The sequence below is a fragment of the Caballeronia telluris genome, assembly GCF_001544495.1.
GTDB classification, from domain to species: Bacteria; Pseudomonadota; Gammaproteobacteria; order Burkholderiales; family Burkholderiaceae; genus Caballeronia; species Caballeronia telluris.
Genome location: NZ_FCNZ02000020.1, coordinates 32822 through 50482, shown reverse-complemented (window position 1 = coordinate 50482; position 17661 = coordinate 32822). Strand labels below are relative to the sequence as shown.

The following is a 17661-nucleotide window of genomic DNA, read 5'->3' as shown; positions in this document are numbered from 1 at the left end:
GTTCAAAAGCACGGCGCCTTGGGGCGCGTGCTTTGGGCTAGCGGACCGCGTGCCGGGGCATGTCGGCGGATTGCGCGCGCAGGCGTTCGCTGAGGTTGTCGGCTGCATCGCCGATATCGCGCGCGATGCCCGCCCGCGCCAGCGCGCCGTCGCGCTGCCAGAGCGCTTCGATGATCTGGCGGTGTGCGGCCATCGAACGGCGCATGTGCGCAATGTCCGGCGCGACCATGTTCAGGAACGGCCCGATGCGCATCCACATGTTCTGGATCGTCGCGAGCGTGATGTCGCTCGCGCCATGCCGGTAGATGCTCGTATGGAACGCGAAATTGCTGCGCAGGTACGCGGCGGCGTCGCCGGCCTCGACGTGTGCGTCCATGGAGTCGAAGATCGCCTGGACGGCGGCGAGATGCGCGTCGTTCATGCGCGAAGCGGCGCGCTCGGCGACGCAGCCTTCCAGCGCGATGCGCACGTCGCGCAATTCGTCGATCAACTCGAAGGTCATCGGCGGGACCGTCATCGCGCGGCCGGGACCGTCGACGAGCGCACCTTCGGCCCGCAGCCGCGTGAGCGCGCCGCGCACCGGCATCGTCGACGAACCGACGGCTTCCGCGACGCCGCGCAGGCTGAGCGGCTGGCCGGGCGCGAAGCGGCCGCTCATGATCGCTTCACGGAGTTGCTGATACACCTTGCCCGCCATCGTTTCATGCGCGATGGCTTCGAGCGCCGGGACGGACTGCGGGACGGAACGGGTTGCCACTGCCAAAATGCCTCCAGGTTCTGCGATATGTGACCTGTGATCACACTTCTGCGAAGTTTGAGCGGGCAGCGTCGCCAAGTCAATGCGCGTGGGCTAGGGGAAAACACGGGGGCACGGGATCAAGGCATTCAATTCGCCGTCGCCGCGCGGTGATTTATCTCGAAATTAAAAATCGCTGTGAATCGGATTTCTCGCGTTGACAGGAAACATCCCGAAAAACAGACTCGTGGCCTTTTCTTCGCTTTCCTTCGTTTGCTGGCCGAATGGATTCGCCATGCAAACCATCTTCCAGTCAACGGAGCCATTCATGAAACCCACACTCCCCTCGATTATTACTGCCGCTTGTCTCGCCTCCGCATCCGTCGCCTCGGTGGCGGCGCCCGGCGCCGCGACGCTCGACGGCGTTGCTTCGATGCAGGTCGCGGGCAACGTGAAGGCGGTCAATCTGGCGACGCGCGTCGTGACCGTCGTCGATGCGCAAGGCAACGCGTCGGCGTTGCAGGTCGGGCCCGGCGTGCAGAACCTCGACGCGCTCAAGGCCGGTACGCCCGTCACGGGCACGACGCCGCGTCGCATCGTGCTGACGGCGCTCGCGAGCGGCGAGCAGGCGCCGCGCATGGCGCAGGTCGTGAGCGCCGACAGCCACTCGGGCGTGGTCGTGCTGAAAGACGCGCAGGGCGCGCAGCTGGCGGTGCAGGCGCGCGAGCCGGCGCGCGCGGCGTCGTTTGCCGCCGGATCGCACGTGGCCGTCGACGTGCAAGGCGCCGCGCCGGTCAACTAAGCTGCGCTTCAATCGGATTTGTCGGAGTTTTCCAGTATCGAACGGCATCGCGCGTCGGTAACGTAGCGGTTCCGTCGCACGGCGAGTCCCCGCTTGGCGTCCGACGGCCGTCGTTCAGTCCCGAGGCCTCGGGGCCGCTCGGCGAGGCGCTCTCCTCGAGCGCAAAGACGCGGGAGCAAGTCGTACCTCGGCGCTTTCCCGTCGTCGTTCTCCGTCCATCCGGCGCGAGCCGGATGGACTCTTTTTTCTCCTTGTACTTCCCGGCCTACGCGCGCGCTACGCCCGCGACGAGCCGCAGACGCGTGATCTCCGAAGGCGCGCCCAGCCGCTTCGGCGGTCCCCAGTAGCCGGTGCCGCGGCTCGTGTAGACCCACAGTCCGTCGAGTCGGGCGAGACCCGAAACGAACGGCTGCTGCAAGCGCACGAAGAAATTCCATGGGAAAAACTGTCCGCCGTGCGTGTGTCCCGATAACTGCAGCGTATAGCCCGCCGCCGCGGCCGCCGGCGCGCTGCGCGGCTGGTGCGCGAGCAGTAGCCGCACCGTGGCGTCCGTTGGCGCACCGCGCAACGCCGCAGCCGGATCGCTCTTGTGCGCCGGGTCGAAACTGCCCGCGTTGTAGTCGGTCACGCCGGCCACCACCGCACGCGCGCCGTCGTGGTTCAGCACGACGTGCTGGTTCATCAGCACGGTCAGGCCGAGCCGGCGGAATTCGGCGACCCATTTGTCCGCGCCCGAGTAGTACTCGTGATTGCCAGTGACGAGAAACGCCCCGTGCCGCGCGCTCAACTCGCCGAGCGGACGCGTGTGGTCGGCGAGATGCGACACGGCGCCATCGACGACATCGCCCGTCACCGCGATCAGGTCCGGCTTGAGCCCGTTGACCGCCGCGACGATCCGCTCGACGTAATGCCGCTTGATGGTCGGCCCGACGTGGATGTCGCTGATCTGCACGATCGTGAAGCCGTTGAGCGCGGGCGGCAGGCCGTCGATGGGGACATCGACCGTGACGATGGGCGCGCGCCGCCGCGCGTTGTAGAACCCCACCGCCGACGACAGCACCGCCAGCGCGGGCACGGCGAGCGCGCTCTCCGCGGTGAAGGCGGGCGAGCCGATCGGCACGCCGCGCGCCCAGTCGACGAGATGGATCGCGAGCAGCACGACGTCGCGCGCAAAGGTCAGCACGAGCAGCGACGAGAAAAATCCCATCGTGATGAGACCGATCCACGCGAGGCGATCGGAAAGTGGCTGCTGCTCGATCGTGCGCGCGGCCATGCCGAGCGGAATCAGCAGCACGGAAGCCACGAGCACGAGCGCCGCGAGCCAGCGCAACGGCGCGCCGACGGGCGCCGCCGGAATCAGCCGCACGCCGACATAGAGATGAAACAGGATGCCGATACCGATGACGCGAAGAAAGAACGCTGAGCGTCGCATAGAGCGCCTAAGGGGAGGAAAACGGGCGACGGCCGGTCGTGCCCCGAATGGAACCGATTCTACCGGTTCGCCCAAAACCTTGGCGGCACCGCGAGTGCGCCCATTCGAAACGCGTACTGCAATCCATTGAACGCGCATCGTGAAACGATTTATTCGGAATTTGAAATTCCATGTATCAATAGACATTCGCACGGCGCGCGCTGTATAAATACCGATCGTTCAACGTGCCGGATATATTTCGATGCGCGTCATTTCAATGGAGAAAGCCGAATGAATGCAAAATGGAATATGGCCTGGATTATCGCGGCCGCGTCGATTGCCGCGCCGGCTTATGCGCAGGACACGTCGCTTGCCAATGCCGCGCAACAAGTCGTGAGCGCGGCAAAGCCGGGTCACAGGCAGGCGGAAATCATCGGCATCGACGCCGCCACGCGCACGCTCACATTGCGCGGCTCGAAAGGCGCGACGACCACGGCGGTCGTGAGCGATCAGGTCAAGAATTTCGACCAGCTGAAAATCGGCGATCAGGTCGACGTGCTTTATAAAAATGCGCTGCTCATCACGGCCACCAAGGCGACGGGCGCGGACAAAGGTGTTCGAAAGCGCGTCGATACCGCGGTTTATGCGCCGGCGTCCGGTGCGAACGGATTCGCGTCATCGCGCCAAGTGGAAATTCTCGCGACGGTCGAAAGCATCAATCGAAAAAACGGAACGATTACGCTGCGCGGCCCGTGGCGCACGGATACTTTCGATATTCCGCACGATCTGGATACCAAAGACCTTAAACCCGGCGATTCCGTGCATGCGGTTTTCGTTTCGGCCACAGCGGTGGACGTCACACCGAAAAACGCCGCGAAATAACAAAAAGGCCTGGCAAAAACGCCAGGCCTTTTTTCACCGCTTCAGCGATAAATCAAACCGCGATGCACAAATACTTGATTACGACATAATCGTCGATGCCGTAATGCGAGCCTTCGCGGCCGAGTCCCGATTGCTTCACGCCGCCGAATGGCGCGACTTCGTTTGAAATCAGCCCCGTATTGATGCCGACCATGCCGTACTCCAGCGCTTCCGCGACGCGCCACACCCGGCCGATATCGCGGCTGTAGAAATACGCCGCCAGGCCGAATTCGGTGTCGTTTGCCATGCGCACGACTTCTTCGTCGGACGAAAACCGGAAGATCGGCGCGAGCGGACCGAACGTCTCTTCCTTCGCGACCTTCATGTCCGGCGTGACGCCGGTCAGCACGGTCGGCTCGAAAAAGCCGTGGCCGAGCGCATGACGCTTGCCGCCGGTGACGATCGACGCGCCTTTCGTCAGCGCGTCCTCGATGTGCGATTCCACCTTCAGCACGGCCGCCTCGTTGATCAGCGGCCCGAGCGCGACGCCGCTTTCCGTGCCGCGTCCGACCTTGAGCTTGCCGACCGCGTCGGCGAGCTTGGCGGCGAACGCATCGTAGACGCGCTCGTGCACATAAAACCGGTTCGTGCAGACACAAGTCTGCCCGCTGTTCCGATACTTCGACGCAATCGCGCCTTCCACGGCGGCGTCGATATCCGCATCGTCGAACACGATGAAGGGCGCGTTGCCGCCGAGTTCCAGCGAGACTTTCTTGATCGTCGGCGCGCTTTGGGCCGCGAGCAAGCGGCCGACCGCCGTCGATCCCGTGAACGAGAGCTTCCTCACGATCGGGTTGGCCGTCATCTCGCCGCCGATCGCTTTCGGGTCGCCGGTGACGATGTTCAGCACGCCCTTCGGCACGCCCGCGCGCTCGGCGAGCACGGCCATCGCGAACGCGGAGAACGGCGTCGCTTCCGCCGGCTTCACGACGATCGGACAGCCCGCCGCGAGCGCCGGACCGACCTTGCGCGTGATCATCGCGGCCGGGAAGTTCCACGGCGTGATCGCGGCACACACGCCGATCGGCTCCTTCGTCACGACGATGCGCTTGTCGGCGGCGGGCGTGGCGAGCGTGTCGCCCGCGACGCGCTTGCCTTCCTCCGCGAACCATTCGATGAACGACGCCGCGTACAGGATCTCGCCCTTCGCCTCGGCAAGCGGCTTGCCTTGCTCGGTCGTGAGGATGAGCGCGAGGTCGTCGGCGTGGGCGAGCATCAGGTCGTACCAGCGGCGCATGATCGCCGCGCGTTCCTTCGCCGTCTTCTTGCGCCAGGCGGGCCACGCGGCATTGGCGGCGTCGATGGCGCGACGCGTTTCCGCCGCGCCCATCATCGGCACGCGGCCGAGCGACGCGCCGTTCGACGGATCGACGACTTCGAAGGTCGCGCCGCTGTCTGCGCCTTGCCATTCACCGTCGATATAGGCTTCGTGGCGCAGCAGTGTCGGATCTTTCAGATTCATCAGGAATGCTCCGAGATCAAACCGTTGCACCGATCGTTTCGGTCAGCACGTCTTCGAGGATGGCGAGTGCTTCGTCGAACACGGAATCCTGAATGGTGAGCGGGAACAGGAAGCGCACGACGTTGCCGTACACGCCGCACACGAGCAGCAGCAGGCCGCGTTCGAGCGCGCGCGTCTGGACGCGTTTCGTGAAATCCTGATCGGGCTCGTCCGAGCCGGGCTGGCAGAACTCCACGGCGATCATGCCGCCGGGGCCGCGCACGTCGGCGATCTGCGGCACGTCTTTCTTTAGCGCGTTGAGTTTCGCCTTCAGCTTGTCGCCGAGAACCGTCGCGCGCTCGCACAGCTTTTCATCGTCGATGATGTCGAGCACCGCATGCGCCGACGCCACCGCGAGCGGATTGCCCGCATACGTGCCGCCGAGTCCGCCGGGCGCGGCGGCGTCCATGATGTCCGCGCGTCCGACGACGCCCGACAGCGGCATGCCGCCCGCGAGGCTCTTCGCCATCGTCATGAGATCGGGCACGACGTCGTAATGCTGCATCGCGAACAGCTTCCCGGTACGCGCGAAGCCGGTCTGAACTTCGTCCGCGATCAGAAGAATGCCGTGCTCGTTACAGATTTTTCTCAACGCGCGCACGAAATCGAGCGGCGCCTGATAGAAACCGCCTTCGCCCTGAACCGGTTCGAAGATGATCGCCGCGACGCGCTTCGCTTCGACATCGGCCTTGAACAGATGCTCGATTGCGCGCAGCGAATCCGCGACGGAGACGCCGTGCAGCGGATTCGGGAACGGCACATGGAACACGTCCGACGGGAACGGCCCGAAGCCGATCTTGTACGGCGCGACCTTGCCGGTCAGCGCCATGCCCATCAGCGTGCGGCCGTGAAAGCCGCCCGTGAACGCGATCACGCCCGGACGGCCGGTCGCGACGCGCGCGATCTTGACCGCGTTTTCGACGGCTTCGGCGCCCGTCGTGAAGAACGCCGTCTTTTTCGGATAATCGCCGGGCGCGCGGGCGCTGATTTTCTCGGCGAGAGAAACGTAAGACTCGTACGGAACAATCTGATAAGCCGTGTGCATGAAGCAGTCGAGCTGTGCGCGGATTGCCTCGACGATCTTCGGATGACGATGGCCCGTGTTACACACCGCGATGCCGGCCGCGAAGTCGATGAAACGGCGGCCTTCGACGTCCCACAGCTCGGCGTTTTCGGCGCGCGCCGCGTAGAAATCGCACATCACGCCGACGCCGCGCGGCGTCGCGGCGTTCTTGCGGGCTTGCAGGTCGGCGTTTTTCAGAGTGTTGCTCACGGTGTGGTTCTCCTTCGCGCGGCGCGCGTTGTGGTCAGTCGAGTCGATGTGTGGACTATAGTAAGATTTGGCTCTCAAGTTCAGAGCCATTTCAATAAATCTATAGGAGCCAATTCGATGCGGGCGAGCGTGCTGTCCGACTGGCTGGCGCAGCGGCTCGATCGAGGCAACGGTCAGCCGATTTATCGGCAACTGCACCGGCTGTTGCAGCAGGCGATCCTGTCGCGCGAACTGCCGGCCGGGACCAAGGTGCCGTCGTCGCGATTGCTCGCGACGGAATTGGGCGTCGGGCGCAATACGGTTACGCAGGTGTACGAGCAACTGGCGCTCGAAGGCTATGTGTCGTCGGCGACGGGGCGCGGCACGTTCGTCGCCGACAGCGCGCCCGACGAGATCGTCTTCGATGAAAGGCCGTCGCGCATCGAGATCGCGCCGGCCGTGCTCTCGACGCGCGGCGAGCGGCTGATCGCGGGCGCGGGCGTCTCGAAGCGTCAGGGCGGCGCGTTCATGCCGGGCGTGCCCGACGTGTCGCGCTTTCCGGCGCGCGTCTGGAACCGGCTGCACGCGAAATACTGGCGGCGGCCGCGCCCCGATCTGCTGACTTACGCGCCGGGCGGCGGGCTCGCTTCGTTGCGCCACGCGCTAGCGGACTACCTGCGCACGTCGCGCTCGGTGCAATGCTCGCCCGAGCAAATCATCGTGACGACGGGCATCCATCAGTCGATCGACCTCGCGGTGCGCCTGCTGTCCGACGCCGGCGACATCATCTGGACCGAGGACCCGTGCTACTGGGGCGTGAGAAGCGTCTTGCAGGTGTCCGGCCTCGATCTGAGAGCGATCCGCGTGGATTCCGAAGGCATCGACCCGTCGCCGGAAGATCTTGCGAATCCGCCTAAGCTGATGCTCGTGACGCCGTCGCATCAATATCCGCTCGGCATGGTGATAAGCCTCGCGCGGCGCCGGATGCTGCTCGAATTCGCGCGCCAGCACCGCTGCTGGATCATTGAAGACGATTACGACAGCGAGTTCCGCTACGGCAGCCGGCCGCTCGCGTCGCTGCAAGACTCGACACGGCGGGGCAGGTGATCTATGTCGGCAGCTTCGGCAAGACGCTGTTTCCGGGCTTGCGGATCGGCTATATCGTCGTGCCGGAGGCGCTCGCGGCGAGTTTCGCGACGGCGTCGGCCGAGTTGTATCGCGAAGGGCAACTGCTACAGCAGGCGGTGCTCGCCGAGTTCATCGCGGAAGGGCATTTCACCTCGCATATCCGGCGCATGCGCGCGCTCTACGGCCAGCGTCGCGAACTGATGCTCGCGACGATCGCGAAGCGTTACGGCGGAACGCTCGATATCGTCGGCGGCGATGCGGGGCTGCATCTCGTGCTGCGCTTGCCCGATCACGTCGACGACCGCGCGGTCGCGGCCCGGGCGCTGGCGGAGAACATCGTCGTGCGGCCGCTGTCGGGGTATTTCGCGCGGCGCGACAATGCGCAATCGGGGCTTCTGATTGGCTATGCGTGCGTGCCGGACGAAGAGATCGAGCGGGCGTTCGAGACGCTGGCGGGGGTGATCGACGGGTTTATCGGCTGAGTATGACGACTGGCGCGGAAATTCCGTCTGTTGGATCATGTGCGCTTCGCGCCGACAATCCGCCGCACCGACTCCGACAAAAAAGGTTTCCTCCCGATGACTCTTGCTTCCCGCTTCACCGAAATCGCCGACCTCGCCGACGACGTCCCCGCCCTGCGCGACATCCGCCACCACATCCACCAGCATCCCGAACTCGCCTACGAAGAACTGCAAACCGCCGCGCTCGTCGCGGAAAAGCTCGAGCAATGGGGCTGGCAGGTGACGCGCGGCGTCGGCGAGACGGGCGTCGTCGGCACGCTGAAAGTGGGCGAGGGCACGCGCAGCATCGGCCTGCGCGCGGACATGGACGCGCTGCCGATCGTCGAGCAGACGGGCAAGCCGTACGCCAGCGCGACGCACGGCAAGATGCACGCGTGCGGCCACGACGGCCACACGACGATGCTGCTCGGCGCCGCCCGCCACCTCGCGCGCACGCGGCGTTTCAGCGGCACGGTGCATCTGTATTTCCAGCCCGCCGAGGAATACGGCGTGCCGAGCGGCGCGCAGAAGATGATCGCGGACGGCCTCTTCGACCGCTTCCCGTGCGACTCCGTGTTCGGCGTGCACAACCATCCGGGCATGCCGCCGGGCACGTTCCTGTTCCGCAAGGGCGCGTTCATGGCCGCGGGCGACAAGGTGACGATCACGATCGAAGGCGTCGGCGGCCATGCGGCGCGTCCGCATCTGACGGTCGATCCGGTCGTGGTGGCGTCGAGCGTCGTGATGGCGTTGCAGACGATCGTCGCGCGCAATGTCGATCCGTCGCAGCCGGCCGTGGTGACGGTCGGCTCGATGCACGCGGGCACGGCGAACAACGTCATCTCGAATTCGGCGAAGCTGGAACTGAGTGTGCGCTCGTTCAGCGAGGACGTCCGCGCGCTGCTCAAGCGCCGCATCGCGGAACTGGTGCAGGCGCAGGTCGCGAGCTACGGCGCGACGGCGGTGGTGGCTTACGAAGAGGGCTATCCGGTCGTCGTGAACACGGACGCGGAAACCGAGTTCGCGACGCAAGTGGCGCGCGAACTGGTCGGGGAGGAGAACGTCCTCGCGAACGCGGACATCCTGATGGGCAGCGAAGACTTCGCGTTCATGCTGCACGAGCGTCCGGGCTCGTTCCTGCGCATCGGTAACGGCGCGGGCGAGGACGGCTGCATGGTCCACAACCCGCACTACGATTTCAACGATGCCAACCTGCCGATCGGCGCGGCCTACTGGACGCGCCTCGTCGAAAAGTTTCTCGCGCAATAACTTTTATAAACTTTATGCGCATAACGCTCGAAGGCGTCATGCGCATGTCCCGCGCAGCGCTCAGGCCGGCAGCGAGAAACTTTCGATCGCGTCGCGCAGCACGTCGACCTGATCCTTCAGCGAATGGGCGGCGGCCGCCGCTTCTTCGACGAGCGCGGCGTTCTGCTGCGTGACCTGATCCATCTCGACGACCGCGCGGTTCACCTGCTCGATGCCGGCGCTCTGCTCGCGCGACGCATGGCTGATCTCGTCGAGGATTTCGTTGACGCGGCGCACCGACTGCACGATTTCGCCCATCGTCGATCCGGCGTTCGTCACGAGCGAGGCGCCTTCTTCGACCGTCTGGGTGGATGTTTCGATCAACGCCTTGATTTCCTTCGCCGCCGTCGCCGAACGTTGCGCGAGGCTGCGCACTTCCGCCGCGACGACCGCGAAGCCGCGTCCTTGTTCACCGGCGCGCGCCGCTTCGACCGCCGCGTTGAGCGCCAGGATGTTCGTCTGGAACGCAATGCCGTCGATCACGCCGATAATATCGCCGATCTGTTTCGAACTGTCGGTAATGCGCGTCATCGTGTGGATCACGTCGGCGACCACGCTGCTGCCGCGCGTTGCGACGTCCGCCGCCTGCTCGGCGAGGCGCGCGGCCTGCGTGGCGCTGTCGGCGTTCTGCTTCACGTTCGCCGTCATCTCGTCCATGCTCGACGCGGTTTCGACCAGCGCGGCGGCCTGCTGCTCGGTGCGCTGCGACAGGTCCGTGTTGCCCGCCGCGATTTCCGACGCGCCGACGTTGATGTTCTCCGTGCCGTTGCGAACGCGCGAAACCGTCTCGACCAGACCGCTTTGCATCGACGAAAGCGCGTAGAGCAGGCTCGACGTGTCCTTCTCGTGGACATGAACCGGCGTCGTCAGGTCGCCGCGCGCGATGCGGTGCGCCGCGCTCACCGCGAGTTCGAGATCGCCGCCGAGATTGCGCTTGATGCTCTTCAGCACCAGCAGCATCGCGACGGTCGCGAGCACGCCGAGCAGCGCCGTGATCCCGAGCCAGCGCAGCGCGCTCGCGTAGAACGCGGCCTGCACGTCGTCCATGTACATGCCGGTGACGAGATACCAGTCCCACGGCGCGAAGCGCTGCGAGTAGCTCATCTTCGCGACCGGTTGGTCGTAGCCCGGCTTCGGCCAGAGGTAATTCACGAAGCCGCCTTTCTCGTGATTGCCCGCCTTCACGATCTCGACGAAGAGCTTCGTGCCTTGCGGATCGGCGAAATTCGAGACGTCCTGGCCGTTCATCGCCGATTTGATCGGATGCATCACGATGGTCGGATGCGAATCGTTGATCGAGATGTAGCCGTCGGCGCCGTAGCGCATCGAGGCGATCACTTCGAGGGCCTTCTTCTTCGCTTCGTCCTCGGTGATCGCGCGGTTCGCCGCGAGCGTCTGGAAATGCGAGGCCACGCTGTGCGCCTGGCCGATCAGTGTCGTCAGCTGGTCGCGCCGGTCTTCGATCATCGACGCGCGGTTCTGCCACGCGCCGATGATCCCGATGGCGATCAGGCCGATCCACAGCACGGCGATCATCGAGCTGAGCTTTTGATTCAACGTCAGTTTGTTCATGTTCCGCGAGCCGCCTCATTGTCCGGGGCGCGGCGAAATGCCGCCGCGCATGAGGGCATTACGGCAAACGGCGGCGCGGATGTAGGGGCGGGGAAACCCCTAGCGGGCGTTGCGGCGGGATATCTTCGTCCGATTTGGCGCGAAATCGCGCGGTTAGATCGGGTCCTTGTCGGGCGGGGCGTCGGGGTGCTGCGGCTCGTCCGGGCGATGGCCGGGCGAAGACGGCGTGAGCGGGTCGGCTTCAGGGTCGCGGTTCGGATCGGCGATCGGGTCCGGAACGGGAGTAGTCTGCATCTCGAAGGTCATGGTCTCGCACTCGTTGGGTGGAAAAGGCGCTGGCCGGCGCTAGGCCGCGTCGTGCAGCGCCGGGGTGTGCAGCGTGAAAGGGTCGCCCGGGTGCGCGCTGTCCTCGCGCGCGAGCGCGGCGCGGGCTTCGATCGCGACCGCTTCGCTCGTCGCCTCGCCGTGATGTTCTTCCAGCGCGATCAGCGGCGTGCCGAGCGCGCGTGCCGCCGCCACGGGCGAGGGCGTCGCGGCGTCGTCGGAGAGAACGAGGCGCGCATCGCCGATCAGCCGCGTCAGCGTTTGCGGGGACATCGTGCCGGCCAGAAAGAGCGCCGCCGTCTGCATCGCGCCGAGCACGGCGCCGGTACGCTCGGGTTCGAGCGTATCGCCGACGATCGCGATCTGCCAGCCGTCGGCGCCCAGCTGGTCCGCAACTTCCGCATAACGCTCGACGGGCCACGCGGGCGTGGCGCCGTGGCTGCCGGGATGGATCAGCACGAGCCGCTCTCGTTCGAGGCCGTGGAACGTCACGAGTTCGTCGTAATCGACGTCGGGCCGCGCGGGCGAGCGCGCGCGGGCGCGGGGGGCGGCGGGGGCGTCGGGCATCAGGGCGAGATTGTCGGACAGCGCGTTGAGGGAACGGGATCGCATCGTGGCTCCTGCTCTGGAGTGACGGTTGGGACCGCCCGGGGACGTCGCGCGTCGCCTCGGGCAGCCGATTGCCTCAGCACGTGTCGTGCCCGCCGCCTGCTTCGGGCGCGCACGGCGTCCGGCTCACGATGACGACCGCGCCATCGCCCGGACGGTCACCGGAACCGCCTTGCCCGCCGGCACCTTGGCGCGCTTCGCGTGATGCGCGAGCGGAATCAGCGGGTTGCACTCGGGGTAATAGCTCATCGCACAGCCCGCCGGGATGTCGAATGCGTGAACCCGCAAACCGTCGACCTTTCGCTCGACGCCGTCGTTCGAGACCGTCGCGACCGTCACGGCTTCGTCTTCCGTGAGGCCGAGGCGCGTCATGTCGGCGCGATTCATCAGCAACACCTGTCGGGTATTGAAGACACCGCGAAAGCGATCGTCAAGGGAATAAACCGTCGTGTTGAACTGGCTGTCGCCGCGCGTGGTCATGAGGCGCAGCGTGCGCTCGCCCTCGAACGACATGTCGGGGTCCTCGCTCGCGTCCGGCGGCGTGATGAAATTCGCCTTGCCGGTCTTGGTCTTCCATTCGCGCTTCGCCGCGGCGAGCGGCCGGTGGAAGCCGCCCGGCTGCGACATGCGCTGGTTGAAGTCCTTGAACTGATCGGGATAAGTGCGCTCGATGGCATCGCGCACGAGCGAATAGTCGCCGACCCATGCGTCCCAGTCGACGGAACCGCTTTGCGGCGTGAGCGTCGCTTTCGCGAGGCCCGCGACGATCGCCGGCTCCGACAGCAAATGCTCGCTCGCGGGCGCCGCGAAACCGCGCGACGCGTGGATGCACGCGGTGCTGTCCTCGACGGTGACGATCTGCGCGCCGCCCGCCTGCCGGTCGACTTCGATGCGCCCGAGACACGGCAGCAGATAGGCCGCGCGCCCGTGCAGCAGATGGCTGCGGTTAAGGTGCGTCGCGATCTGCACCGTGAGCGGCAGCTTTTTCCACGCGGGTTCGAGCACGCCGTGGTCGGGCGTCGCGCGCGCGAAGTTGCCGCCGAGGCCGATGAACGCGTCGACGGTGCCGTCGCGCACGCCTTCGCACGCATCGACGGTCGTCATGCCGACATCGCGCGGCGGGTTGAAGCGGTACATCTCGGCGAGCTTGTCGAGCGGCACGAGCGACGGCTTTTCCGTGATGCCGACCGTGCGCTGTCCCTGCACGTTCGAGTGTCCGCGAATCGGGCAGATGCCCGCGCCCGGCTTGCCGATGTTGCCGCCAAGCAGCATCAGGTTGGTGAGCATCTGCACGGCGAGCACGCCTTCGCGATGCTGCGTGATGCCCATGCCGTACAGGATCATGACGGCTTTCGACTTCGCGTAGTCCGTGGCGGCCGCTTCGAGCGCGGAGCGCGTGAGGCCGCTTTCCACTTCGATGTCGCGCCAGTTCGCGGCGCGCATCGCGTCGGCGAACGTGTCGAAGCCGTGCGTGTGCTCAGCGATGAACGCGGCGTCGAGCACGCGCGGCGCGCCTTCTTTTTGCGCGCGGTCGTCGGCGTCGATCAGCGCCTTGCAGATGCCGGTGACCGCCGCGATGTCGCCGCCGATTTTCACCTGATGGTATTGCGTGCTGATGCAGGTTTCGTCGGGCGTGAGCATCTGTCCGGGCGACTGCGGATTCGCGAACGACACGAGCCCGCGCTCCTTGATCGGATTGAACGTAACGATGCGCGCGTGGCGTTGCCGCGCCTCCTGAAGCGGGTGCAGCATGCGCGGCGCGTTGGTGCCGGTGTTGTGGCCGAAGAAGAAAAAGCAGTCGGTATGCTGGAAGTCGTCGAGCGTGACGGTGCCGACCGGCACGCCGATCGTCTCCGGAAGCGCCACCGACGTGCTCTCGTGGCACATGTTCGAGCTGTCCGGCAGGTTGTTGGTACCGTACATGCGCGCGAAGAGCTGGTACATGTACGACGTTTCGAGCGACGCGCGACCCGACGCGTAGAACACGACGCGCTTCGGATCGAAGCCGCGCAACTGCGCGCCGATTTCGTCGAAGGCCTGCTGCCAGGGGATCGGCAGATAGCGGTCGGTGGCGGCGTCGTAGCGCATCGGTTCGGTGAGACGCCCTTGCGATTCGAGTTCGAAGTCGGTCCAGGCTTCGAGTGCGGCGAGCGTGTGATGCTGGAAGAATTCCGGCGTTACCCGCTTGCTCGTGACTTCCCAGGCGGTCGCCTTCGCGCCGTTTTCGCAGAACTCGAAGAGATGGGGATCGGCGGGCTTGGCCCACGAGCAACTGACGCACGCGAAGCCGTCGGGCTTGTTCTGATGCATCAGGATGCGCGAGCCGTTCACGGCGACGTGCTCCTTCAACAGGATCGACGCAACCGCTTTCGCGGAGCCCCAGCCGCCGGCCGGATGACTGTATTTCTCGATGCGCGGGAGCTTGCTCATTGCGGTTTTCTCCACGTGGATGCGGGGTTATTCGTGGATTAGCAATAAACAGGCTCGCCGGGCGGCAAGTGGCGTGGTCAGGAAAACGAAAGCCGCCGGCCCGCGAGAGCGGGGCGGCGGCTTTCAGTGGGTGAAAGGTCGGCGTCCGATTCGGCGCTCAGGTCTCCCCATTCCCCTCATCCACCGGCAACATCTTCGGCACGAACGCTTCGGCGCGCTCGCGGATCGCGTCGATTTCGCCGGTCACGAAAGTTCGGTTGTCGGCGGCGAGCGCGCTCTGGTACGACGCGCCTTCCGGCACGCGATGCAGCAGCGCGCGCAGTTCGCCTTGCGTCGTCTGCTCGACGGGTTCGAAGTTGTAGAGCTTGAGCATCAGTTCGGCGCGCTCGTGGAGCACGAACAGGCACCCGGCGAACACCGCGACGCCCAGCACTTCCTGCGCGCCGAAGCGGAAATCGCCCGGCACCGGCGAGAACGGCAGCCACAGGATCACGGCGAGGCCGACGAGCGCCAGCGCGATCGTCGCGTTGAGCAGGAAACCGGTGCGCGCGACGATGCGCTCGCGTTCCAGACGGAGTTGTCCGGCCGATTTCGGCACGAGCGCGGCGCGGGGTTTCTGTTGACGGAGTTCGGAGAACGGAAGGGCGGCCATGTGAGCGGTATGCCTCGGGTAGCGGACGGTAACGATCGTATTAACGCCTCGCTTACAAGAACGTTGACGCAGGTTACGTCCTGTTGCACCTGAAGCATCCGGACAAGCTCACGCCTTGAACGGCGTGCGCACGCTGGCCGTGCCCTCGGCGATCTGGCTCGCGAACACGAGCGCCTCGACGATCGTCCCGATCACTTCGTCGCGCATCTTCGGGTCCATCACGCGCAGCGCGTAGGTCGGATGATAGGTCGGCACGATGAGCCGTCCGCGATGCTCGATCGTCTTGCCGAGATACTCCGAGAGCGCCGTGCGATGGCCCGTCAGCGACTTGAGCGCCGTCGCCCCGAGCGCGACGACGACCTTCGGCGCGATCCGCGTCAGTTCTTCGTCGAGCCAGTAGCGACAGGCTTCGCGCTCGCGCTGGGCGGGCTGCTGCGGCAAGCGCTCCTTGCCCTGCGATTCCCACTTGAAGTGCTTGAGCGCGTTGGTCAGATAAAGCGACTCGCGGGCAAGCCCCGCTTCCTCGATCGCCTGATCGAGCAGCTTGCCCGCCGGCCCGACGAACGGCCGGCCCGCCAGGTCTTCCTGATCGCCCGGCTGCTCGCCGACCAGCATGATGCGCGCGTCGGCGGGACCGGCGCCCGGCACCGGCTGCGTCGCGTTGCGCCAGAGCGCGCAGCGCTTGCAGCCGTCGAGCGAGGCGGGTTTCGTCTTCAGCGACGGCCCGTCGAGCGGCTCCATGTCGATCGCGACTTCCATCTCCGGCGGCACGTTGCGCGCGCGGCGATCGCGGCGCGTGGCGGGATCGGCGCGCGCGATCAGCGTGGGATCGCTCTTCGCGTCCGGCCGGCTCTTCCAGTAGCGCACCGGCATGTGCGACGCCATTTCCGCTGCGTGGGCGACGGCCGGCGCGAACGTGCTCTCGTAGTACGCGAGCCAGAGCGCTTCGATCGCGTCGCCGCTGACCGCCTCGCCCGGCGACGCCAGCTCGGTCGGTTTCGGCTCCGGCTCGCTCGTGCGGTCGACGCGTAAGAGCGCGCCGTCCCAGAACGCGGCGCCGTGCGGGGTCGCGATCATCCAGGTGGCGCTGCCCATGCGCGTCGCGAAACCGAGCGCGGCGTGCTCCAGCAGGTCGTTCACCGGCTCGAACCAGCTGATGAACTCGGGCGGCCCGAGCGACGGATCGCGATGCCGGAAGCGCAGGAACTTGTGCATGCGCTCTTCTTCGGCGCGCACGTCTTCGATCATCCGGTTGAGACGGCGGCCGTCGGGATCGTCGGGGGAAATGACCGCGCGATCGCCCTGCGTCCAGCGCCAGAGTACCTTGTAGAGAAACGGCCAGCGGTCGCGCACGCGAGCGCACGCGGCCGTTTCCAGCCGCTCCAGAAAGCCGCGCGCGATTTTCACGGGCGGCGGCGCGCCCGGTTCGGCGGACTCGTCGAGCGTGCCGAACACCGTCGCCGATTCCGACGCCTCCCGCCACAGCAGCCCTTCCGGCGACACGCCGCGCGCGAGGAGATCGCGCGCGGCGCTGCGCCAGGAGGCAAACGAAGGTTCGATGACGACGCTGTTCATCGGCGGGTCACAGGCGGGTTGTTCGGATCGAGATACTGTATATACATACAGTGATTCTAGCGATGGCAGCCCCGTCGCCGCAACTTTTTTGAGATGATCCGGCCCCGTTGACGCTTTTGTCCGCGCGCTGTCCAGACTATTTTGCGACAGGAAACGGTGGGAATGGCCTTTGCTGTAAGCCGTGCATCGCGGCCGCCGGGGCGGCTCGCCGAACCATACAACGGAGTCAACAATGCTCGGCATCATCATTCCCGCCCACGACGAGGCGGCGCACATCGGGGAATGCGTGACAAGCGCACGGCGGGCCGCGAACCACCATCAACTGCTCGGGGAGGAAGTGCGCGTGATCGTCGTGCTCGACACCTGCACCGACGACACGGGCGCCATTGCCCGGTCGCTCGGCGCGGACGTGACGCACATCGAGGCGCGTAACGTCGGCATCGCGCGGGCGCACGGGGCGGAGCGGGCGCTCGCGCTTGGCGCGCGCTGGCTCGCGTTCACCGACGCCGACAGCGTCGTCGCGGACGACTGGCTCGTGCAGCAGCTCGATTGCTGCGCCGACGCGGTGTGCGGTGTGATCGGCGTGCGCGACTGGTCGCCGCATATCGCCGCGGTGCGCGAGCATTTCGGCAAGACCTATACCGACGCGGACGGGCATCGGCATATTCACGGCGCGAATCTCGGCGTGTCGGCGCATGCGTATGTGCGCGCGGGCGGATTTCCGCCGCTGGAATCCAGCGAGGATGTCGCGCTGGTGGAGGCGCTGATCGCGAGCGGGGCGTGCATCGAATGGAGCGCCGCGCCGCGCGTGGTCACGAGCGCGCGCACGGACTTCCGGGCGAAGAAGGGCTTTGGCGCGACGCTGGTGGAAGTCGGCCGGCGATATTTTGGCGCGGCGCCCGCGCCGGTTGTGGATGATTCGGAGGTGCTGGCGGCTTAG

General features: G+C 66.1%; 14 protein-coding genes and 1 pseudogene. 5 read left to right on the top strand and 10 right to left on the bottom strand.

All coding sequences use genetic code 11. From position 1 onward, the window contains the following. Positions 1–37: 37 nt before the first annotated feature. Positions 38–757: a GntR family transcriptional regulator gene (locus AWB66_RS23160; RefSeq protein ID WP_235021208.1), complete on the bottom strand. Its 720-nt coding sequence runs from the start codon at positions 755–757 to the stop codon at positions 38–40. Positions 758–1064: 307 nt separating this feature from the next. On the opposite strand from AWB66_RS23160, the gene AWB66_RS23155 reads away from it, so the two are divergent. Continuing rightward, positions 1065–1538, top strand: coding sequence for a hypothetical protein (locus tag AWB66_RS23155; protein ID WP_125469773.1), 474 nt, complete (start codon positions 1065–1067; stop codon positions 1536–1538). 265 nt (positions 1539–1803) lie between these two features. Here the strand turns inward: AWB66_RS23155 and AWB66_RS23150 are convergent, their stop codons facing one another. After that, entirely contained in the window at positions 1804–2970 is a 1167-nt protein-coding gene (locus AWB66_RS23150; RefSeq protein ID WP_087632444.1) for a metallophosphoesterase, read from the bottom strand. A gap of 270 nt (positions 2971–3240) precedes the next feature. On the opposite strand from AWB66_RS23150, the gene AWB66_RS23145 reads away from it, so the two are divergent. Further along, positions 3241–3831 carry a hypothetical protein gene (locus tag AWB66_RS23145; RefSeq protein ID WP_087632443.1) on the top strand — a complete coding sequence of 197 codons (591 nt, stop codon included), beginning with the start codon at positions 3241–3243 and terminating at the stop codon, positions 3829–3831. A 52-nt stretch (positions 3832–3883) separates the two neighbouring features. On the opposite strand, the gene AWB66_RS23140 is transcribed toward AWB66_RS23145, so the two are convergent. Beyond that, a complete protein-coding gene (locus AWB66_RS23140) occupies positions 3884–5332 on the bottom strand; it encodes an NAD-dependent succinate-semialdehyde dehydrogenase (protein ID WP_087632442.1) in 1449 nt (482 codons plus the stop codon). Between the two features lie 16 nt (positions 5333–5348). Beyond that, positions 5349–6632 (bottom strand): 4-aminobutyrate--2-oxoglutarate transaminase, encoded by a 1284-nt coding sequence (locus AWB66_RS23135; protein WP_087632497.1) that lies wholly within the window; start codon positions 6630–6632, stop codon positions 5349–5351. A 129-nt stretch (positions 6633–6761) separates the two neighbouring features. On the opposite strand from AWB66_RS23135, the pseudogene pdxR reads away from it, so the two are divergent. Together pdxR and AWB66_RS23125 are read left to right on the top strand one after the other, a co-directional pair. Next, positions 6762–8233: pseudogene (gene pdxR / locus AWB66_RS23130) on the top strand (MocR-like pyridoxine biosynthesis transcription factor PdxR). 96 nt (positions 8234–8329) lie between these two features. Further along, positions 8330–9520 (top strand): M20 aminoacylase family protein, encoded by a 1191-nt coding sequence (locus tag AWB66_RS23125; RefSeq protein ID WP_087632496.1) that lies wholly within the window; start codon positions 8330–8332, stop codon positions 9518–9520. Positions 9521–9580: 60 nt separating this feature from the next. On the opposite strand, the gene AWB66_RS23120 is transcribed toward AWB66_RS23125, so the two are convergent. The 6 genes from AWB66_RS23120 to AWB66_RS23100 all read right to left on the bottom strand — a co-directional run bounded on the left by AWB66_RS23120 (position 9581) and on the right by AWB66_RS23100 (position 16721). Beyond that, positions 9581–11122 (bottom strand): methyl-accepting chemotaxis protein, encoded by a 1542-nt coding sequence (locus tag AWB66_RS23120; protein WP_087632495.1) that lies wholly within the window; start codon positions 11120–11122, stop codon positions 9581–9583. A 162-nt stretch (positions 11123–11284) separates the two neighbouring features. Continuing rightward, a complete protein-coding gene (locus AWB66_RS34070; protein ID WP_200819044.1) occupies positions 11285–11437 on the bottom strand; it encodes a hypothetical protein in 153 nt (50 codons plus the stop codon). 39 nt (positions 11438–11476) lie between these two features. Continuing rightward, complete coding sequence (locus AWB66_RS23115) at positions 11477–12067, bottom strand: glycosyltransferase family 9 protein (protein ID WP_087632441.1); 591 nt, start codon at positions 12065–12067, stop codon at positions 11477–11479. A 123-nt stretch (positions 12068–12190) separates the two neighbouring features. Beyond that, positions 12191–14494, bottom strand: coding sequence for an FdhF/YdeP family oxidoreductase (locus tag AWB66_RS23110; protein ID WP_087632440.1), 2304 nt, complete (start codon positions 14492–14494; stop codon positions 12191–12193). Between the two features lie 157 nt (positions 14495–14651). After that, positions 14652–15146, bottom strand: a complete 495-nt coding sequence (locus AWB66_RS23105) for a hypothetical protein (protein ID WP_087632439.1) — start codon at positions 15144–15146, stop codon at positions 14652–14654. 108 nt (positions 15147–15254) lie between these two features. Continuing rightward, the gene (locus AWB66_RS23100; protein WP_087632438.1) at positions 15255–16721 is read right to left on the bottom strand and encodes a UdgX family uracil-DNA binding protein; all 1467 of its coding nucleotides are present in this window, start codon (positions 16719–16721) and stop codon (positions 15255–15257) included. A gap of 232 nt (positions 16722–16953) precedes the next feature. On the opposite strand from AWB66_RS23100, the gene AWB66_RS23095 reads away from it, so the two are divergent. Beyond that, positions 16954–17661 carry a glycosyltransferase family 2 protein gene (locus AWB66_RS23095; RefSeq protein ID WP_087632437.1) on the top strand — a complete coding sequence of 236 codons (708 nt, stop codon included), beginning with the start codon at positions 16954–16956 and terminating at the stop codon, positions 17659–17661.